The 15,480-nt window shown below is 70.4% G+C and carries 10 protein-coding genes; 4 read left to right on the top strand and 6 right to left on the bottom strand.

The features are described 5' to 3' along the window. Positions 1-63 precede the first annotated feature (63 nt). The 4 genes from ON33_RS22685 (at position 64) to ON33_RS22670 (ending at position 5,452) form a co-directional block, all read left to right on the top strand. On the top strand, positions 64-1,785 hold the full coding sequence (locus ON33_RS22685; RefSeq protein WP_040861075.1) for a serine/threonine-protein kinase: 1,722 nt from the start codon (positions 64-66) through the stop codon (positions 1,783-1,785). 100 nt (positions 1,786-1,885) lie between these two features. Continuing rightward, a complete protein-coding gene (locus ON33_RS22680) occupies positions 1,886-2,659 on the top strand; it encodes an ABC transporter ATP-binding protein (RefSeq protein WP_040861074.1) in 774 nt (257 codons plus the stop codon). Continuing rightward, on the top strand, positions 2,659-5,187 hold the full coding sequence (locus ON33_RS22675) for an ABC transporter permease (RefSeq protein WP_040861073.1): 2,529 nt from the start codon (positions 2,659-2,661) through the stop codon (positions 5,185-5,187). The genes ON33_RS22680 and ON33_RS22675 overlap by 1 nt, the downstream gene beginning before the upstream one ends. Before the next feature lie 28 nt (positions 5,188-5,215). Further along, positions 5,216-5,452, top strand: coding sequence for a DUF397 domain-containing protein (locus tag ON33_RS22670; protein ID WP_051152657.1), 237 nt, complete (start codon positions 5,216-5,218; stop codon positions 5,450-5,452). Positions 5,453-5,581: 129 nt separating this feature from the next. On the opposite strand, the gene ON33_RS22665 is transcribed toward ON33_RS22670, so the two are convergent. From ON33_RS22665 to ON33_RS22640, 6 genes are all read right to left on the bottom strand, one after another. Further along, positions 5,582-6,454, bottom strand: coding sequence for an SDR family oxidoreductase (locus ON33_RS22665; RefSeq protein ID WP_040861072.1), 873 nt, complete (start codon positions 6,452-6,454; stop codon positions 5,582-5,584). 62 nt (positions 6,455-6,516) lie between these two features. Next, the gene (locus ON33_RS39870) at positions 6,517-7,956 is read right to left on the bottom strand and encodes a serine/threonine-protein kinase (RefSeq protein WP_245550668.1); all 1,440 of its coding nucleotides are present in this window, start codon (positions 7,954-7,956) and stop codon (positions 6,517-6,519) included. A 206-nt stretch (positions 7,957-8,162) separates the two neighbouring features. Continuing rightward, a complete protein-coding gene (locus ON33_RS22655; RefSeq protein ID WP_040861071.1) occupies positions 8,163-9,332 on the bottom strand; it encodes a VWA domain-containing protein in 1,170 nt (389 codons plus the stop codon). A gap of 154 nt (positions 9,333-9,486) precedes the next feature. Further along, complete coding sequence (locus ON33_RS22650; RefSeq protein ID WP_051152656.1) at positions 9,487-11,796, bottom strand: DUF5682 family protein; 2,310 nt, start codon at positions 11,794-11,796, stop codon at positions 9,487-9,489. After that, entirely contained in the window at positions 11,793-12,887 is a 1,095-nt protein-coding gene (locus ON33_RS22645) for an ATP-binding protein (RefSeq protein ID WP_040861070.1), read from the bottom strand. The genes ON33_RS22650 and ON33_RS22645 overlap by 4 nt, the downstream gene beginning before the upstream one ends. 2 nt (positions 12,888-12,889) lie before the next feature. Beyond that, positions 12,890-15,480: DUF5691 domain-containing protein (locus ON33_RS22640; RefSeq protein ID WP_040861069.1), on the bottom strand; the 2,591-nt coding region annotated here is incomplete at its 5' end.

The following is a 15,480-nucleotide window of genomic DNA, read 5'->3' as shown; positions in this document are numbered from 1 at the left end:
CACAGGTCTATGGAGCGCTCGTTCGCAGCGAAGCGGAGGCAAATTGTTTCAGAAAGGGAAGCTGTGCTGCGCGCTGGGGAAGTGTTCGCGGGATACGAGATCGAACGCGAACTCGGCCGCGGCGGCATGGGGTCGGTGTATCTGGCCCGGCACCCCCGGCTGCCTCGGCTGATCGCGCTGAAGCTGCTGAGCCGGGACGTGTTCGGCGATATCGAGGTACGGCGGCGGTTCGAGCGGGAGGGCGATCTGGTCGCCCGGCTGGATCACCCCAATATCGTGCCGGTCTACGACCGCGGCATCGATGACGCGCAGCCCTGGATCGCCATGCGCTACATCGACGGCCCCGACGCGTCCCAGCTGGAGGCGGCGAATCTGCCGCCGCGCCAGGCCATCCGGATAATCGCCGAGACCGCGCGGGCCCTGGATTTCGCGCATCGCCGCGGCGTGCTGCACCGGGATGTGAAGCCCGCCAACATCCTGCTCGAACGCCTGGACGGCGAGGAGCGAGTCTTCCTGGCGGACTTCGGTATTGCCCGCCTGCGTGACGACGCCACCAAGCTCACCCAGACCGGCTCGTTCACCGCGACGCTCACCTACGCCTCCCCGGAACAGCTCTCCGGTCAGCCGCTGGATCCGCGCTCGGATCAGTATTCGCTGGCCTGCACGCTGTTCCGGTTGCTCACCGGCGACGTGCCGTTCGCCGCCGAGCATCCGGTGGGCATCATCCACGGTCACCTCAATCAGGCGCCGCCGGCGGTGAGCACGCTGCGGCCGGGACTGCCGCAGTCCCTGGACGCGGTGCTGGCCCGCGCCCTCGCGAAACACCCGGAGGGACGGTTCGATTCGTGCGGCGAGTTCGCCGCCGCGGCCCAGCAGGCGCTGGAGAATCCGGCCGGGGCAACCGTGGTGGCGCACTCGCCGTTCGTGCCGCAATCCGGCGTATCACCGGTGGCGCCAGGGCAATTCGGCGCCACCGCGACGACTCCGTACGGTGTCGATCCGAATTCCGCTCCCGGACAGCAGCCGCCCGCGACCATGCGCTATACCGGCCAGGCCCCGGTGCCCGCGCCGCCCGCGCCGCGGCCGGTGCCGCCGCGCAAGAAGCGCTCGAAGCTGCGGGGTTGTCTGCTGGGGGCGGCGGCCGTCGTGGTGTTGCCGCTGGTGGCGGTCGGCGGCTGTCTGGCCGCGCTGGACCGGAGCGGGACCTCTCACACCCCGGCGACCACCTCCGAGGCGCCCGCGCCGACCACCGAGGAGGAGGTGAGCCCGACCGAGACCACCGACCCCGCCGCCGGCATCCCGGAGCATTCGGGCACCGACGCGCAGGTACTCAGCCGGCGTTTCCCGCAGATGCTCCCGCAGTCCGACCCGAACGCCGACTCGAACTCGGGCACCGGCTATCAGGGCGCGGCCTGCTCGACCTATCAGCATTCCTCGCCGCCGCCCGACACCGGATCCGGCGATCCCGACCTGGGCAACTGGGCGGTGGCCTGGAACTGCGCGGGCGGCGTCGGCCACCCGAGCTACCGCTTCGTCATGTATCGCTCGGCCGCCGAGGCCGAGGACGCCCTGAACGCGCTGTCGGGCTTCTCCAAGTCCGACGTCAAGGTGCACGGCAACCTGTACACGAACTACCAGCTCAGCGACAGCGCCCTGCTGCGTCCACGTCTGGTGACGGAGTTCCACTCCCAGGACAGCAAGCACGCCTTCCTGATGTACAGCACCGGTTTCCTGGCCACCGACGACCAGCTGCTGGACTGGTGGCGCGCCGCCCCCATCAATTGAGGGCTGTTCGACCGCGGCGTTTGTGTGAAGTCTGTGAGGACATCGTCATCGGGGTGATCCCGGATGGCGTCCATCCCTGAACCTCGACACACTGGACATCATGACTTCGAACGTCTCGGAATCCGCCACGCTCGAGCAGGGCACGGCCACGGTCGCCGCCCGAGCGACCGATCTGGTGAAGGTCTACGGATCGGGCGACACACAGGTTCGTGCGCTGGCCGGGGTGACGGCCGAGTTCGCGAAGGGCGAGTTCACCGCGATCATGGGCCCCTCGGGCTCGGGCAAGTCGACCCTGATGCACTGCCTGGCCGGGCTGGACGCGGCGACCGGGGGCGCGGTCCACATCGGTGACACCGATCTGACCCGGCTCTCGGACAAGCAGATGACCAAGCTGCGGCGTGACCGCATCGGCTTCGTCTTCCAGGCGTTCAATCTGGTCCCCACGCTGACCGCGCTGGAGAACATCACGCTGCCGCTGGACATCGCGGGCCGCAAGGCCGACGAGGAGTGGCTGTCCACGGTGGTCAAGCGGCTGGGCCTGGGCGACCGCCTCACCCACCGGCCCGCCGAGCTCTCGGGCGGCCAGCAGCAGCGCGTGGCGTGCGCCCGCGCGCTGGCGGGCAAGCCGGACATCATCTTCGGGGACGAGCCGACCGGCAACCTGGACTCGCACTCCTCCGGCGAGGTGCTGAACATCCTGCGCGCGGCGGTCAACGAGTTCGGGCGGACGGTGGTCATCGTGACCCACGATCCGCGCGCGGCCTCCTACGCCGATCGCGTGGTCTTCCTGGCGGACGGGCAGATCGTGGACGAATTGCGTGAGCCGACGGCCGATTCCGTGCTCGACAAGATGAAGTCGCTGGAGACTCTCTGATGGCTGCCTCCCCGATGCGCAAGGTCGCCTTGCGCAATCTCGCCGCGCACAAGGTGCGCCTGGTGCTGACCGTGCTGTCGGTGGTGCTCGGAACCGCCTTCATCTCCGGGTCTTTCATCTTCACCGACACGCTGCAGAGCACGTTCGACGGCATCTTCGCCTCCCAGGCCAAGGGCGTGGACGTGCGGGTGCAGCCCAAGGAGCAGCAGTCGCTCGGCGTGCCGAATGACGTGGTGGACAAGCTCTCCCACCTGGACGGGGTCAAGACCGTCGCGCCCAGCGTGAACGGCCCGGTGGTGCTGCTGAAGGACGGGCACGCCGTACAGACCGGTGGCGCACCGAGTTTCGGGCAGTCGTATCTGCCGCCGGGCAAGTCGGTGGCCGAGCCGGACAAGTTCATCGACGGCGTGCCGCCCGCCCAGCCGGGACAGGTCGCCATCAACACGGGCGGCGCCGAGCGGGCCGGTCTGAAGGTGGGCGACCACACCACGGTGCTGGTGCCGTCCAAGGGCAATATCGACGTCACCGTCTCCGGCATCTACACCATCGACGCCTCCAGTACCGGCGGGTTCATCTCGCTGCAGTTCGAGGATTCGCAGGCCCGCCAGCTGTTCACCGACGGCCTGCACGTGGCGTACGTGGACATCGCGGCCCAGCCGGGGGTGAAGGCCGACGATCTGCGCGATCAGATCAAGGCCGCGCTGCCCGACTACAAGGTGCAGGACGCCCAGCAGGTGCGCGACGACTTCAAGGCGCAGCTCGGCAACGCGCTGAAGTTCATCAACTACTTCCTGCTGGCGTTCGGGTCCATCGCGCTGCTGGTGGGCACGTTCATCATCTACAACACCTTCTCCATGCTGGTGGCGCAGCGGCTGCGCGAACTGGCGCTGCTGCGCGCGGTCGGCGCGAGCCGCGGGCAGATCTCGCGGTCGGTGGTGGGGGAGTCGCTGATCGTCGGATTGCTCGGCAGCGCACTGGGTCTGGCGGCGGGCGTCGGCCTGGCGTTCGGCCTGTCCGGGCTGCTGAACGCGTTCAAACTGGGCCTGCCCACCGGCACCATGTCGCTGGAACCGCGCACGGTGGTGGTGGCGCTCGGGGTCGGCACCGTGGTGACGGTGTTGAGCGCGTACGCGCCGGCGCGGCGGGCGGCCAAGGTGCCGCCGGTGGAAGCCATGCGCTCGGAGTCGAATTCGGCCGGTGACTCGTTGCGGGTGCGCACCATCATCGGCGCGGTGCTGGCGGTGGCCGGTGCGGTGCTGGTGGTGCTGGGTGCGCGCGGCACCGGCGGCAACGCGGCCGCGGTGGTCGGAATCGGCGCCGCCGCACTGATCTTCGCGGTGCTGTTCGCGTCTCCGGCGCTGTCGCGGCCGGTGCTGACCGGGCTGGGTGTGCTGGTGCGGCCGTTCGGTCCGGTCGGAAGGATGGCGCGCAACAACGCGATTCGCAATCCGCGGCGGACCGCGGCGACGGCGTTCGCCCTGACCCTGGGTCTGATGCTGGTGTCCGCCATCGGCATGCTCGGGTCCTCGGCGAAGGCCAGTGTCAGCGACCTGGTCGACAAGGGTGTGAAGGCGGACTACATTCTGGCCGGGCCGCCCGGCGGGATCATCGGCGTCCCGCTGGCCGCCACCGCCACCATCGAGCAGGTGCCGCAGGTCAAGGATGTGGTGGCCTTCCACGGTATCGCGCTGAAGGTCGACGGCAAGCAGGTGATCGGCACCGCACCCGAGGGCCAGATGGCCAAGGTGCTCAACTACACCATGCGGCAGGGCACCGATCAGCTCGGCGACAACGACATCATGGTGTCGGAAACCTATGCCGCCGACCATGATTGGAAGCTCGGCGAGAGCGTCGAGATCACCAGCATGGACTACAAGAAGTTCAAGGTCACCGTCGCGGGCATCTACAAGGACACCCAGCTGCTGCAGAACCTGGTCACCCCCATGGCCTTGTACGAGCAAACGGTCCCGGTCAGCTACCGGTCCAGCTTCCTGGTCCTGGTCGCCGCCCAGCCCGGCGCCGACCTCCCGGTCATGCGGAAGAACCTGGAGAAGGCCACCGAACAGTACGTGATCGTTCAGGTCCAGGACCGCAACGAATTCAAGGGCGCGCAGGGCAAGCAGATCGACACGCTCCTGGCCATTCTCTACGGCCTGCTGGCGCTGGCGGTGGTGATCGCCATTCTCGGCATCGTCAATACGCTGGCGTTGTCGGTGGTGGAACGCCGCCGGGAGATCGGCATGCTCCGGGCGGTGGGTATGCAGCGAACGCAGGTTCGCCGCAGCATCTACCTCGAGTCCATGCTGATCGCGATCTTCGGCGCGGTGGTGGGCGTCATCCTGGGTATCGCGCTCGGGGTGGGCTTCCTGAAAACCCTTGCCGACCTCGGCATCGCCACCATCGCGGTGCCGTGGACCCAGATCGTGCTGATGCTGCTCGCCTCCGGTGTGGTCGGTGTGCTGGCAGCGCTGTGGCCCGCGGTGCGAGCCGCCCGGACGCCGCCGCTGGCGGCGATCGCGGATCTGTAGGCGTCTGGCAGCGCCACTTCGGCCGGGCATGAGCGCCATCGAGTCTGGACGGATCATCACCGACGCTTGGCTGGGGTCGTCCTGGTTCAACACAAGTCGGAGTTGCGTTGAGGTTCGGCTCTGCGGTCCGGCGGTGCTGATCCGCGGCAGCAAGTATCTGCGTGAACCCGCAAGCGATCCCGCTGCCCAGCCGATCATCTGCGTCTCCGGGGCGGAGTGGGATGCATTCTTGGGCAGGGCTCGGGCGGGTGTATTCGACCTTTGAATCGGAGGGTGCGGAATGCCTTGTCGCCGAGGGCATTGTCCGGCTGGGCAGTTCGCGGAGGCGGGAGTGACGACCGCATGACGGGGGCGGCCCGGTCCGAATGGCCGGGCCGCATGGTCCGTGGCATGGTCAAGCGCCGAAGTCGGTGCGGTGGTCGGTGGCCCACTCGGCGAGCGTGCGGCCCGGCTTGCCGGTCACGACGGTGGCGGGGCGGACCCGGTCCGGGGTGGTGAGGGTGTCGCTCCAGTAGGCGAGGAGCATTTTCATGATCGGCTCGGGGATGAATTGCGAGGTCTCGGTGCGGAATTCGTCGGCGGTGATTTCGACGAGGGGGATCTCGCGGCCGAGGGCGGCGCTGAGGGTGGCCACCTGTTCGGTGCGGGTGAGGGCCTCGGGGCCGGTGATCGGGATGATCCGGCCGAGGTGGTCGTCGGAGAGCAGGGTCTCGGCGGCCGCGTCGGCGACATCGTGTTCGTGGATCGGGGCCTGGGCCGAGGAGAGGTAGGGGGCGCGGATCGGGGCGCCCGAGCTGATCTGCCAGCGCCACTCGAGGAGGTTGTTGGCGAAGGTGCCGGGGCGCAGGATGGTCCACTCGTCGGTGCGGTCGGTGACGGCGGCCTCGACGGCGCTGTGGTGCAACTGGCTCGCCGAGCCGTGGTCGCGGGGGAACTCCATGGCCGCGGCCAGTGAGGACAGGACCGTGAAGCGGCGCACGCCGGCGGCGACCGCCGCGTCCAGGAACACGTCGATCCCGCGGGCCGGGAAGACGAAGGCGCGATCGACGCCCTCGAACACCTGGGGGCCGAGCGTCGAGGCGTCGGTGAGATCGCCCGCGACGACCTCGACGCCCGCGGGCAGGTTCGCGTCCTCGGGCTTGCGGGTCAGCGCGCGGACCGTGGCGCCGCGAGCGAGAAGGGTGGCGACCAGGTGGCGGCCGACGCCGCCGGTGGCTCCGGTGACGAGAACGGTCGGGCGGGCGGGGCGGATGTCTGTGCTGCTCATGACATAGATATTTCCGGTAAAGCCCAGGTCACCACATCACGAGAATTCGTTATTTCCTGGGTTCAGAGGGCGATGCGGACGAGCTTGGCATTCAAGGCGTTGTCGGGCGTCAGCGCGTCCGCGAAGGCCAGGGTGACCACCGTGTCCGGGTGCTGCGGGGCGTCGGCCTTGGACTTGCTGCTCTTGATGATCACCGCGATCACGATGATGACGATGACCAGCACCGTGACGATGGCGGCGATCAGCCAGGCCGTCGTGTTCGAATTGCGTTGCGGGGGAGTGTAGCTCGGTGGCGGGTTGGTTCGCGGGGCGTAGGACTGCGGCTGGTTGTACAACGGGGCCGGGGCGATCGCCGGATTCGAGAAGGTCTGCGGCGCGGGCTGATTCGGGTACGCCGGGGTCGATACCTGCTGATTCGGGATCGGCTGGTTGGGGAAGGACGGGTTCGACGGGGGCGGGACCGGGTACGCGGGGCCCGGGCTGGGATAGGACGGGGCCTGGTTCGGGTACGACGGGCCCGGGCCCACAAGCGGGCGCGGCGTCGACGGCGTCGGGTTCGGCGGCTGCTGGATCACCGGCTGCGGGCGCACCGGCGTCGGCGGGCGCGGGGCGACGACCGGCTGCGGATGCGCGGGGGTCGGCGGGCGCGGCGGCGCGGAGGTGCGCGGGGCCTGGAGGGCGCGCTCGGCGGCGGTGGCGAATTCGACGCACGAGCGGTAGCGGTCGGCCGGGCGCTTGGCGAGCGCCTTGGTGAGAACCGCGTCGATGGTGCGCGGCAGGGTCTGGCGGAGCGGGCTCGCGGGCGGCGGCGGCTGCTGGAGATGGCCGCGGATGACCGCCGCGGGACTGGTGCCCTCGAACGGGACTGTGCCGGTGAGCAGTTGGAACAGCGTGCAGGCCAGCGAGTACTGGTCCGACCGGCCGTCGAGGGACGCGCCGGTCAGCTGCTCGGGGGAGGCGTAGGCCAGCGTGGCGGTGACCGTGCCGGTCTGGGTGAGATGGCCGGTGTCGTCGCGCAGGCGGGCGATACCGAAGTCGGTGAGGTAGACGCGTTCGCCCGAACCGGTTTTCGACGACGAACGGGCCAGCAGGATATTGGCGGGCTTCACGTCTCGGTGCAGCACGCCCAGCCCGTGCGCGTAGTCGAGCGCTTTGGCGGTCTCGCCGATGATCTGGGCCGCGCGCAGCGGCGGCAGCGTGCCGGGCGTGATCGAGGAGGCGTTGATGCCGTCGATGTACTGCATGGAGATCCACAGCTGTTCGCCCTCGTCACCGCGGTCGTACACGGTGACGATATTCGGGTGGTCCAGCCGGGCGACCAGGTCGGCCTCGCGGATGAAGCGGGCGCGAATCTCGTCGTCGGCGAACATCTCCTGATTCAGCAGCTTCAGCGCGGTCATCCGCGGCAGCCGCGGGTGCTTGGCCAGATACACCGAGCCCATGCCGCCGCGACCGAGCTCGCGTTCGATGACGTAATCGGCGAAGACATCACCAGAGCGCAAAATCGAGCCCCCGTTCTGTATCTAATTCGCCCTCCGCTTCGCTATGGGCGGGTTCGCGGCCCTGGAGGTCTCGTTCTTCCCTCCTCCGCTCCTCCGCTTCACTCCCCCGCTTCGTCAGTCCAGAACGAGACGGGCCGCGAACCATTGGGCACTTCTATCCTCGAGGCGCACCGCGTGGCAGGGTGCTTCCACGTGGTGCGTGCCCATTATGTCTGTCCGCTCAGCGCGTTGTGTGCCCACATCCCAACATCGCCGCGATCCAGCGCCACCGCGAGCAGGTCCGGGAAACGGTCGGGGGTGCAGGCGAAAGCGGGTACACCCAGGGCGGTCAGGGCCGCCGCATTGTCGCGGTCGTAGGCGGGGGCGCCCTCGTCGGACAACGCCAGCAGCACCACCACCTGAATCCCGGCCTCCTTCATGGCGCGAACGCGCCGCAGCATCTCCGCGCGGACGCCGCCCTCGTACAGGTCGGAGATCAGCACGAACAGCGTGTCGGCCGGTCGGGTGATGAGCGACTGCGAGTACGCGATGGCGCGGTTGATATCGGTGCCGCCGCCGAGCTGCGTGCCGAACAGCACCTCCACCGGGTCCGCCAGCTTCTCGGTGAGATCCACGACGGCCGTATCGAAGACCACCAGTGAAGTGCGCAGCGACCGCATGGACGCCAGCACCGCGCCGAACACCGACGCGTACACCACGCTCGACGCCATGGATCCGGACTGGTCGATGGCCAGCACCACATCCCGCTTGACCGCCTGCGCCTTGCGCCCGTACCCGACCAGCCGCTCGGGCACCACGGTCCGATGCTCGGGCAGATAGTTGGCCAGGTTCTTGCGAATGGTCCGGTCCCAGTCGATGTCTCGCAGTTTCGGCCGCGACACGCGCGCCGCCCGATTCAGCGCCCCGCCGACCGCGGCCACGGTCGCCGCCGCGATCCGTCGCTCGATGTCCTTCACCACCTTCTCGACCACCATGCGGGCGGTGGCCTTGGTGGTCTCCGGCATCACCCGGTTCAGGCTCAGCAGCGTCCCCACCAGGTGCACGTCCGGCTCGACCGCCTCCAGCAGCTCCGGCTCGAGCAGCAATTCGGTGAGGTTCAGCCGGTCCACCGCGTCCCGCTGCAGCACCTCCACCACCGTCGACGGGAAGTAGCGGCGGATATCGCCCAGCCATCGCGACACCTGCGGTGCGGAACCCCCGAGCCCGCCCGAACGCCGCCCGCTCGCGCCCTGCCCACCGGCATCGTAGAGCGCCCCCAGCGCCCGATCCATCGCCTGATCGTCGGCGCTCCCCAGCCCGCCCCCGAGCCCGGCCTCGCCGGCGCTGCCCAGCACCAGCCGCCACCGCCGCGCCTGTGCTTCGTCGATCTCGGTCATGACAATCCCTTCGAACTGTTCAACTCGTAACGTTGTGACCGCCGCGAACACCATTGCGCCCCAGCCGATTCGCCCGTACGGTCGGCGACGTTGCCCGAGCCGTGCTCCCGGCCGGGGTGGGAACGTTCGGCAACGCCCCGGATTCGATGTGCAGTCATCCCGCCACTCCGAGGATCTCGGCCGCCCCGCGCATGGCGAGCTCGCCGCGGTCGGTGTCGTAGTCGGTGCTGCGGGCATCCGAAGCCGTTGGCGCGCCGTGCCGTACGGCCTGGCCGATGGCCTGCCGTTCGCCGGATTCGAACGCGCCGAAGGTCCGGCGCAGCAGGGGCAGGGTGGCGACGAATTGCGCCTCGTCGAGCCCGCACAGCCAATCATCGATGAGCGACAACAGGTTTCGGTCGTGGACCAGGAGCAGCCCGCGCCCGCCCAGGAAGCCGTCGATCCAGGCCGCTTTGTCGGGAGCGGTGCGCCCGACCGAGAGCGCCGCGGATAGTCGGCGCCCGGATTCCGCGCCGTCGATGCGCTCGGCATCGCAGAGCAGGCGCACGGCCCGCCCGACGATCCCGCCATTGACCTCGTCCCGATCGGCGAGGGTCGCCAGGGTGGACAGCCAAGTGCCGGTGGCCCATTCGTCGTCGCGCGCCGACAGCGCCAGGTGCACGGCGTCGATCTGGGTGCGCAGCGCGGCGGACGCATCGGTATCGAGTCCGGTGACCGCGCCCGGCAGACCGGTGCAGCTGCGGAGCAGCAGGCTGTCCGCGACCCGGGTGAGCGCCACGCTGTCGGTGCCGCGCACATCGCCGTAGCGCATGATCCGCAGCAATCCGGGTAGCGCCGCCATCAGGTGGGTGACGTCGTGATCCAGCGCCGCAACCGATTCCAGCCGGGCGATCAGTCCGTCGGTCGCGCCGCCCAGATCGGCGAGCAGCGCCTCCTCGAGCGCGGCCGCCACCTTCCCGACGGTGACGTCCGGATCCCGCGCCGTATCAAGGATTTTCGCCTCGGCGGCCGACTGCAGCGTGGTACCCCACCGCGACGCCTCGACGATCGCGATCGCCAGCTCCGGCCGCCACCGCAGCGTCCAGGTCTCCCGGAAGGTGCCGATATTGCGCACCTGGCTGTCGGTGAGCCGCCCCCACCCGATGCCCAGCAGCCGGAGCCGGTGCAGCAGCCGCGATCTCGCCAGCCCGCCGTCGGTCCGCAGGTCCAGGTCCACCGTGCGTTCCAGGGCCTGCTGTTTCAATCGCAGCGTCTTGATCTGAGCCCGCAGGTCCGCCTCCAGCGGTACGGTCGGCGTCCCCTCCGGCACCGTCCCCAGGGCCTCACCCACCACCAGTTCGGTGCTGACCAGCCGCAGCATTGTCTCGTCGCCGTCGCACAGCACGGCCCGGGTGGCCTCGGTGACCTCCGACAGCCCGGCCAGCGGCCGCTCCCGCAGCGTCGCGAGAGTCTCGGCCAGCCGGACGGATTCGATGATGTGCGCGCTCGACACCGGCAGATCGTGGGCCCGCAGCGTGCCCGCCACTTTGGTCAGCCACCGCGCGATGGGCTGCTCGGTCTCGGTGAACAGGTGGTGGTACCAGCCCGGCGAGGTGATGCCCGCGCCGTATCCGGACGAGCTGGCCAGCCGCGAATGCGTCCATGGCACCCAGGTCAGCGTGGCCTTGCTCTTCGGCATGCCCTTGAGGGTCCGCGCGTCGGGCGCGGCCGGGCCCAGCTTGCCCTCCAGCGCCGGCGCGTGCCACGCGCCGCATACCACCGCCAGCCGTCGTGCCCCGTTCTTCAACGCCTTTCGCATGATCTGCCGCATGTGCGCCTCACGCCGCAGCGTGTGCGCGTCCACGGTGATCCGCACCGATTCGACCGCGAGCGGTTCGTCCTCGGAATCGGATTCCTGGCCGGCGGGCTCGCCGTCCGGGTGCTCGGCGTGCTCCCGCAGGGCGGCCATGGCCTCGTTGACGGCCGTGAAGATGTCGGCGTCCGAGGCGGATTCGACAATGGCGTCCCACCAGCGTTCGGCGTCGTCGTATCCGGCGGCGGCCGCCAGGATGGCCAGCGGATCGGTCCGATCTCCGGTCTCGTCCGTCGCCGCGAGCGCCACACTCGCGGGCAGATCGCAGAACCCCACGGTCACACCGTTGTCCACCGCATACCGCAGCGCCACCCACTCCGGTGAGAAGGTCGCGAAGGGCCAGAACGCGGCTTTGGCCGGGCTGTCGGGCTGATAGGCGAGCAGCGCCACCGGCGGCGACATCCCCTCGGCCGCAAGGCAACCGAGGAGTGGATCGGCGTCGGAGGGCCCCTCGATGAGGATGGCGTCCGGCCGGAACCGCGCCAGCGCCAGCGCCAGCGAGCGTGCCGAACCCGGCCCATGATGGCGGATCCCGAAGACCCGCGTCTCGGCCGCGCCCGCGGACTCGGCCGGCACCACCGGCTCGGCCGGCACCGCCGCGGCGGTGGTCATTCCTGCACCTCGCGGCAGGCCCGGTAGAAGTCCGACCACTCGGGCCGCTGGCGCACCACGGCCTCCAGGTATTCGGTCCACACCACCTGGTCGGCGACCGGATCCTTGACCACCGCGCCCAGCACCGCGCCCGCGATATCGGCGGGCCGCAGCACGCCGTCGCCGAAGTGCGCGGCCAGCGCCATGCCATTGGTGATCACCGAGATCGCCTCGGCCGTCGACAGCGTGCCGGTCGGAGACTTGAGCTTGGTGCGCCCGTCCTGGGTCATGCCCGAGCGTAGTTCGCGGAACACCCGCACCACGCGCCGGATCTCCTCGGCCGCCGCGGGCACGGCGGGCAATTCCAGTGCGGCGCCGAGCTGTTCGACGCGGCGGGTCACGATGGAGACCTCCTCGTCCTCACCGGCCGGGAGCGGCAGCACGACGGTATTGAACCGGCGGCGCAGCGCGGAGGAGAGCTCGTTGACGCCGCGGTCGCGGTCATTGGCGGTGGCGATCACATTGAAGCCCTTGGCCGCCTGCACCTCCGTGCCCAGTTCCGGCACCGGCAGCGTCTTCTCCGACAGCACCGTGATCAGCGCGTCCTGCACATCCGAGGGGATGCGGGTGAGCTCCTCGAGCCGTGCGATGGACCCCGCGCGCATGGCGGTCATGATCGGCGAGGGCACCAGCGCGGCCTCGCTCGGCCCCTCGGCCAGCAGCCGGGCGTAGTTCCAGCCGTAGCGGATCGCCTCCTCCGCGGTGCCGGAGGTGCCCTGCACCAGCAGCGTGGAATGTCCGGCGATGGCGGCCGAAAGATGCTCCGAAACCCACGTTTTCGCCGTTCCGGGCACACCGATCAGCAGCAGCGCGCGATCGGTGGCGAGGGTGGCGACGGCGACCTCCATGAGCCGGCGCGGGCCCACGTACTTGGGGCTGATCACGGTGCCGTCGGACAGGGTGCCGCCCAGCAGATAGGTGACCACCGCCCACGGCGACAGCTGCCAGGACGGCGGGCGCGGGCGATCGTCGGCGGCGGCGAGGGCCTTCAGTTCGTCGGCGAAGGCCTGTTCGGCGTGCGGGCGCAGCAGGGCTTCCCGTTCTTGAGTCATGGTCACTGCAACTCCTCGAGCATCGTCGTGCGTTCAATGAGGTCGTGGGCGAGCTGGTCGAAAGCCTGCTCCCAGTAGGGATCCGCGCACCGGCGCGCGATGCCGGACACCATGCCCGCCACCGCGACCGGGAAATGAGCGGACGCCGCGCGGAACAGCGTCCGGTAGGAGCCGGGCACCAGGCTGGGCGCGCCCGGCCGGTCGGCGCACAGCTGGGCGCGCTCGGTGAGCAGCCGCAGCACGTGCTCGGCCATCGGGCCGGGCCACGGATGCGGCATGGCGCGCACCATGGATTCGATCTCCGCCAGCCAGCTGGAATCCAGACCGCGCAGGTAGCGCACCTGGTCGGCCTCGGGCTGCAGCGCGAACAGTTCGCGCAGCTTGTCGCTGTCGGTATCGCGGGCGTCGGTGCCGGCGATCGCGCCGAACAGCGCCCGCGCCCACTCCGGATTCCGTTGCGCCAGCGCCGCATCCGACCAGCCGGCGAGCATGGGGCCGCGCACGCCCTCGGCCATGGCCACCCGCACCGCCCGCTCGGCCGGGCCGAGCAGGCGCTCCCAGTGCCGCAGCGGCGTGGCGGCCACCACCCGGTGCAGCCATTCGGTGGACAGGTCGGGCGCCCCGTCGCCGCGATAGGCGGTGTAGCCGAAGGAATCTCCGACGCCGTCGCGCCGGGCCGCCTCGTCGAGGACGCCCGGGCCGGTGGTGACCAGCTGCGGGCGCACCGGCCGGGAACCGAAACTCAGCCAGGCCGTCGCCCGGTGGGTCATCCGCCGCGCGAAGGCCGAATCCGGCAGCCGCCCCAGCAGATCCGCGGCCAGCCGGCGCACCTCCGCGCGCCGATCGTCGAGCGCGGTCTCCAGTAGTGCCTCGTCGTCGAGCGTGAGCCCGTCCGCCAGCACGGCCAGCAGTTCCGCCTTCCCGGGCCCGGACTCGGTGTCCCAGGATCCGGCCAACGCCGCCCGCGCGGCCGCCGGATCCCGCTGCCGCAATTGCGACAGCCAGCTGCGCCGTTCCGCCGCGCGGCCGTGCGACCACACGCTCTGATCCTCGGCGGCGGCCCGCACCAGCGACCGCCAGCCCGGATGCTGCGCCGCCAGCCAGCGTCCGCGCGCACCCGCCAGCCGCAGCAGCGGCTCGCGATGCGGCGCCAGCGCTTTGGCGCGCTCGAGCAGCACACTGACCAGCCCGTCCGGGGCCCGGAAGTTTCGCGGTCCGGCCAGCGCGAACCATTCGTCGAGGAACGGTGAATTGTCGGTCAGCATGCCGATCAGCCGCGCCCCCGCCGCGACCGGCAGCAACCGCCGCTCATCGTCGGCCGCGGCTTCGGTGCGCTCCGCCGACGTGGCCGAGACGCCGCCGCGGGCGAAACAATCCTGCAGCGCAATGGATTCCAGCAGCACAGCGGCCGGATCCCCGGTCAATCCGGTCGACGCGGCGCGCGCCGGCGCCGCCAATCCCGACGGATCGGCATGCCGTCGCGCCGTGCCGACGAGCGCCGCGGAGATCAGCTCGGCACTCCCGGCATCCTCCACCCCACCCCGCACCGGCATCGGATTCCCGTGCGCCACTCCGACATCCACCATGGACCCGGCCGCCAGCGCCGCCACCGGCACCAGCCCGTCCACCGTCCACTCCCCGAGCACGGTGACCGGATGCCCGCCGGACAGCCCCAGCAGCCGCCAGGGCTCACCCTCGACGATCGACACCGGCAGCGCATCCCCGCCGGATTCCACGATGTACCAGCCCTTTTCACCCCGAACCGGCACCACCTCGGCCAGCAACACGGGCCAGGACCGCAGGAAGGGATCGGCCCCGAGCGCCCGCGCCTGCTCGCCGAGAGCGGCGGCGATGGTGCCGGGGCGACCTGCCGCCCGCGCCGTATCGGCGCTCGGTCCAGGTTCGGCCGAAGCGCCGCTCCCCGCAGCGAGATTACCGGTCAGGGGACCGGCGGTAGCCAGCGGAATGGTCGTGAAGGGTTCGGGGATGTCTTCGTGGCGGTCGCCCCAGAGGGCGCGCAGGGGTGCGGCGCTCGGATAGAAGTGGAGGTCGGCGTCGATCTGGAAGCCGGGGGCCGGGGTGTCATTGGGGAAGGCGGGGCTGCCGTAGTGGTGGTCGACGAGCAGAGCCCAGCGGCCGGAGGTGCGGCCGCGCAACCAGACTCGGCGGGTGTAGAGGCCGTCCTCGGTGGTGATCCGGGTGCCCAGGACATGCCAGGTGTCGCGGACCGCGGGTTCGGCACGGACGGTGTCGGCCGGGGTCGGGTAGCCGATGTGGGTGCGCACGCTGGCGCGCAGGCCGGGGGAGAGGGTGTCGAGACGGGTATGCGCGGTGGCCAGCAGGTGCAGGCGGGCGTATTCGCGCAGCAGTAGCCGGGGCCAATCGGCATGGGTGGTGGCGAGTGGCAACTGGCGCAGGGTCGCGGCGATTCCGGGAGCCTGCGCGTCGACCATGCGGGCCGCCACGGTGTCGAAGGCCCGGATGGACCGGTCCGACTGCGCGAGGCCGGTGCGCACCTGATCGGTGAGCCAGATGTCCAGATCGGCCAGTCCCGAGGTGACCCGGGCGCGGCGCTGATCGGCGGCGGCCCCGG

Origin of the sequence: Nocardia niigatensis NBRC 100131 (assembly GCF_000308655.1) — a bacterium.
Lineage (GTDB): Bacteria > Actinomycetota > Actinomycetes > Mycobacteriales > Mycobacteriaceae > Nocardia > Nocardia niigatensis.
Note: the sequence above shows the minus strand (reverse complement) of the source record. Positions and strands in the feature narration are given on the sequence as shown.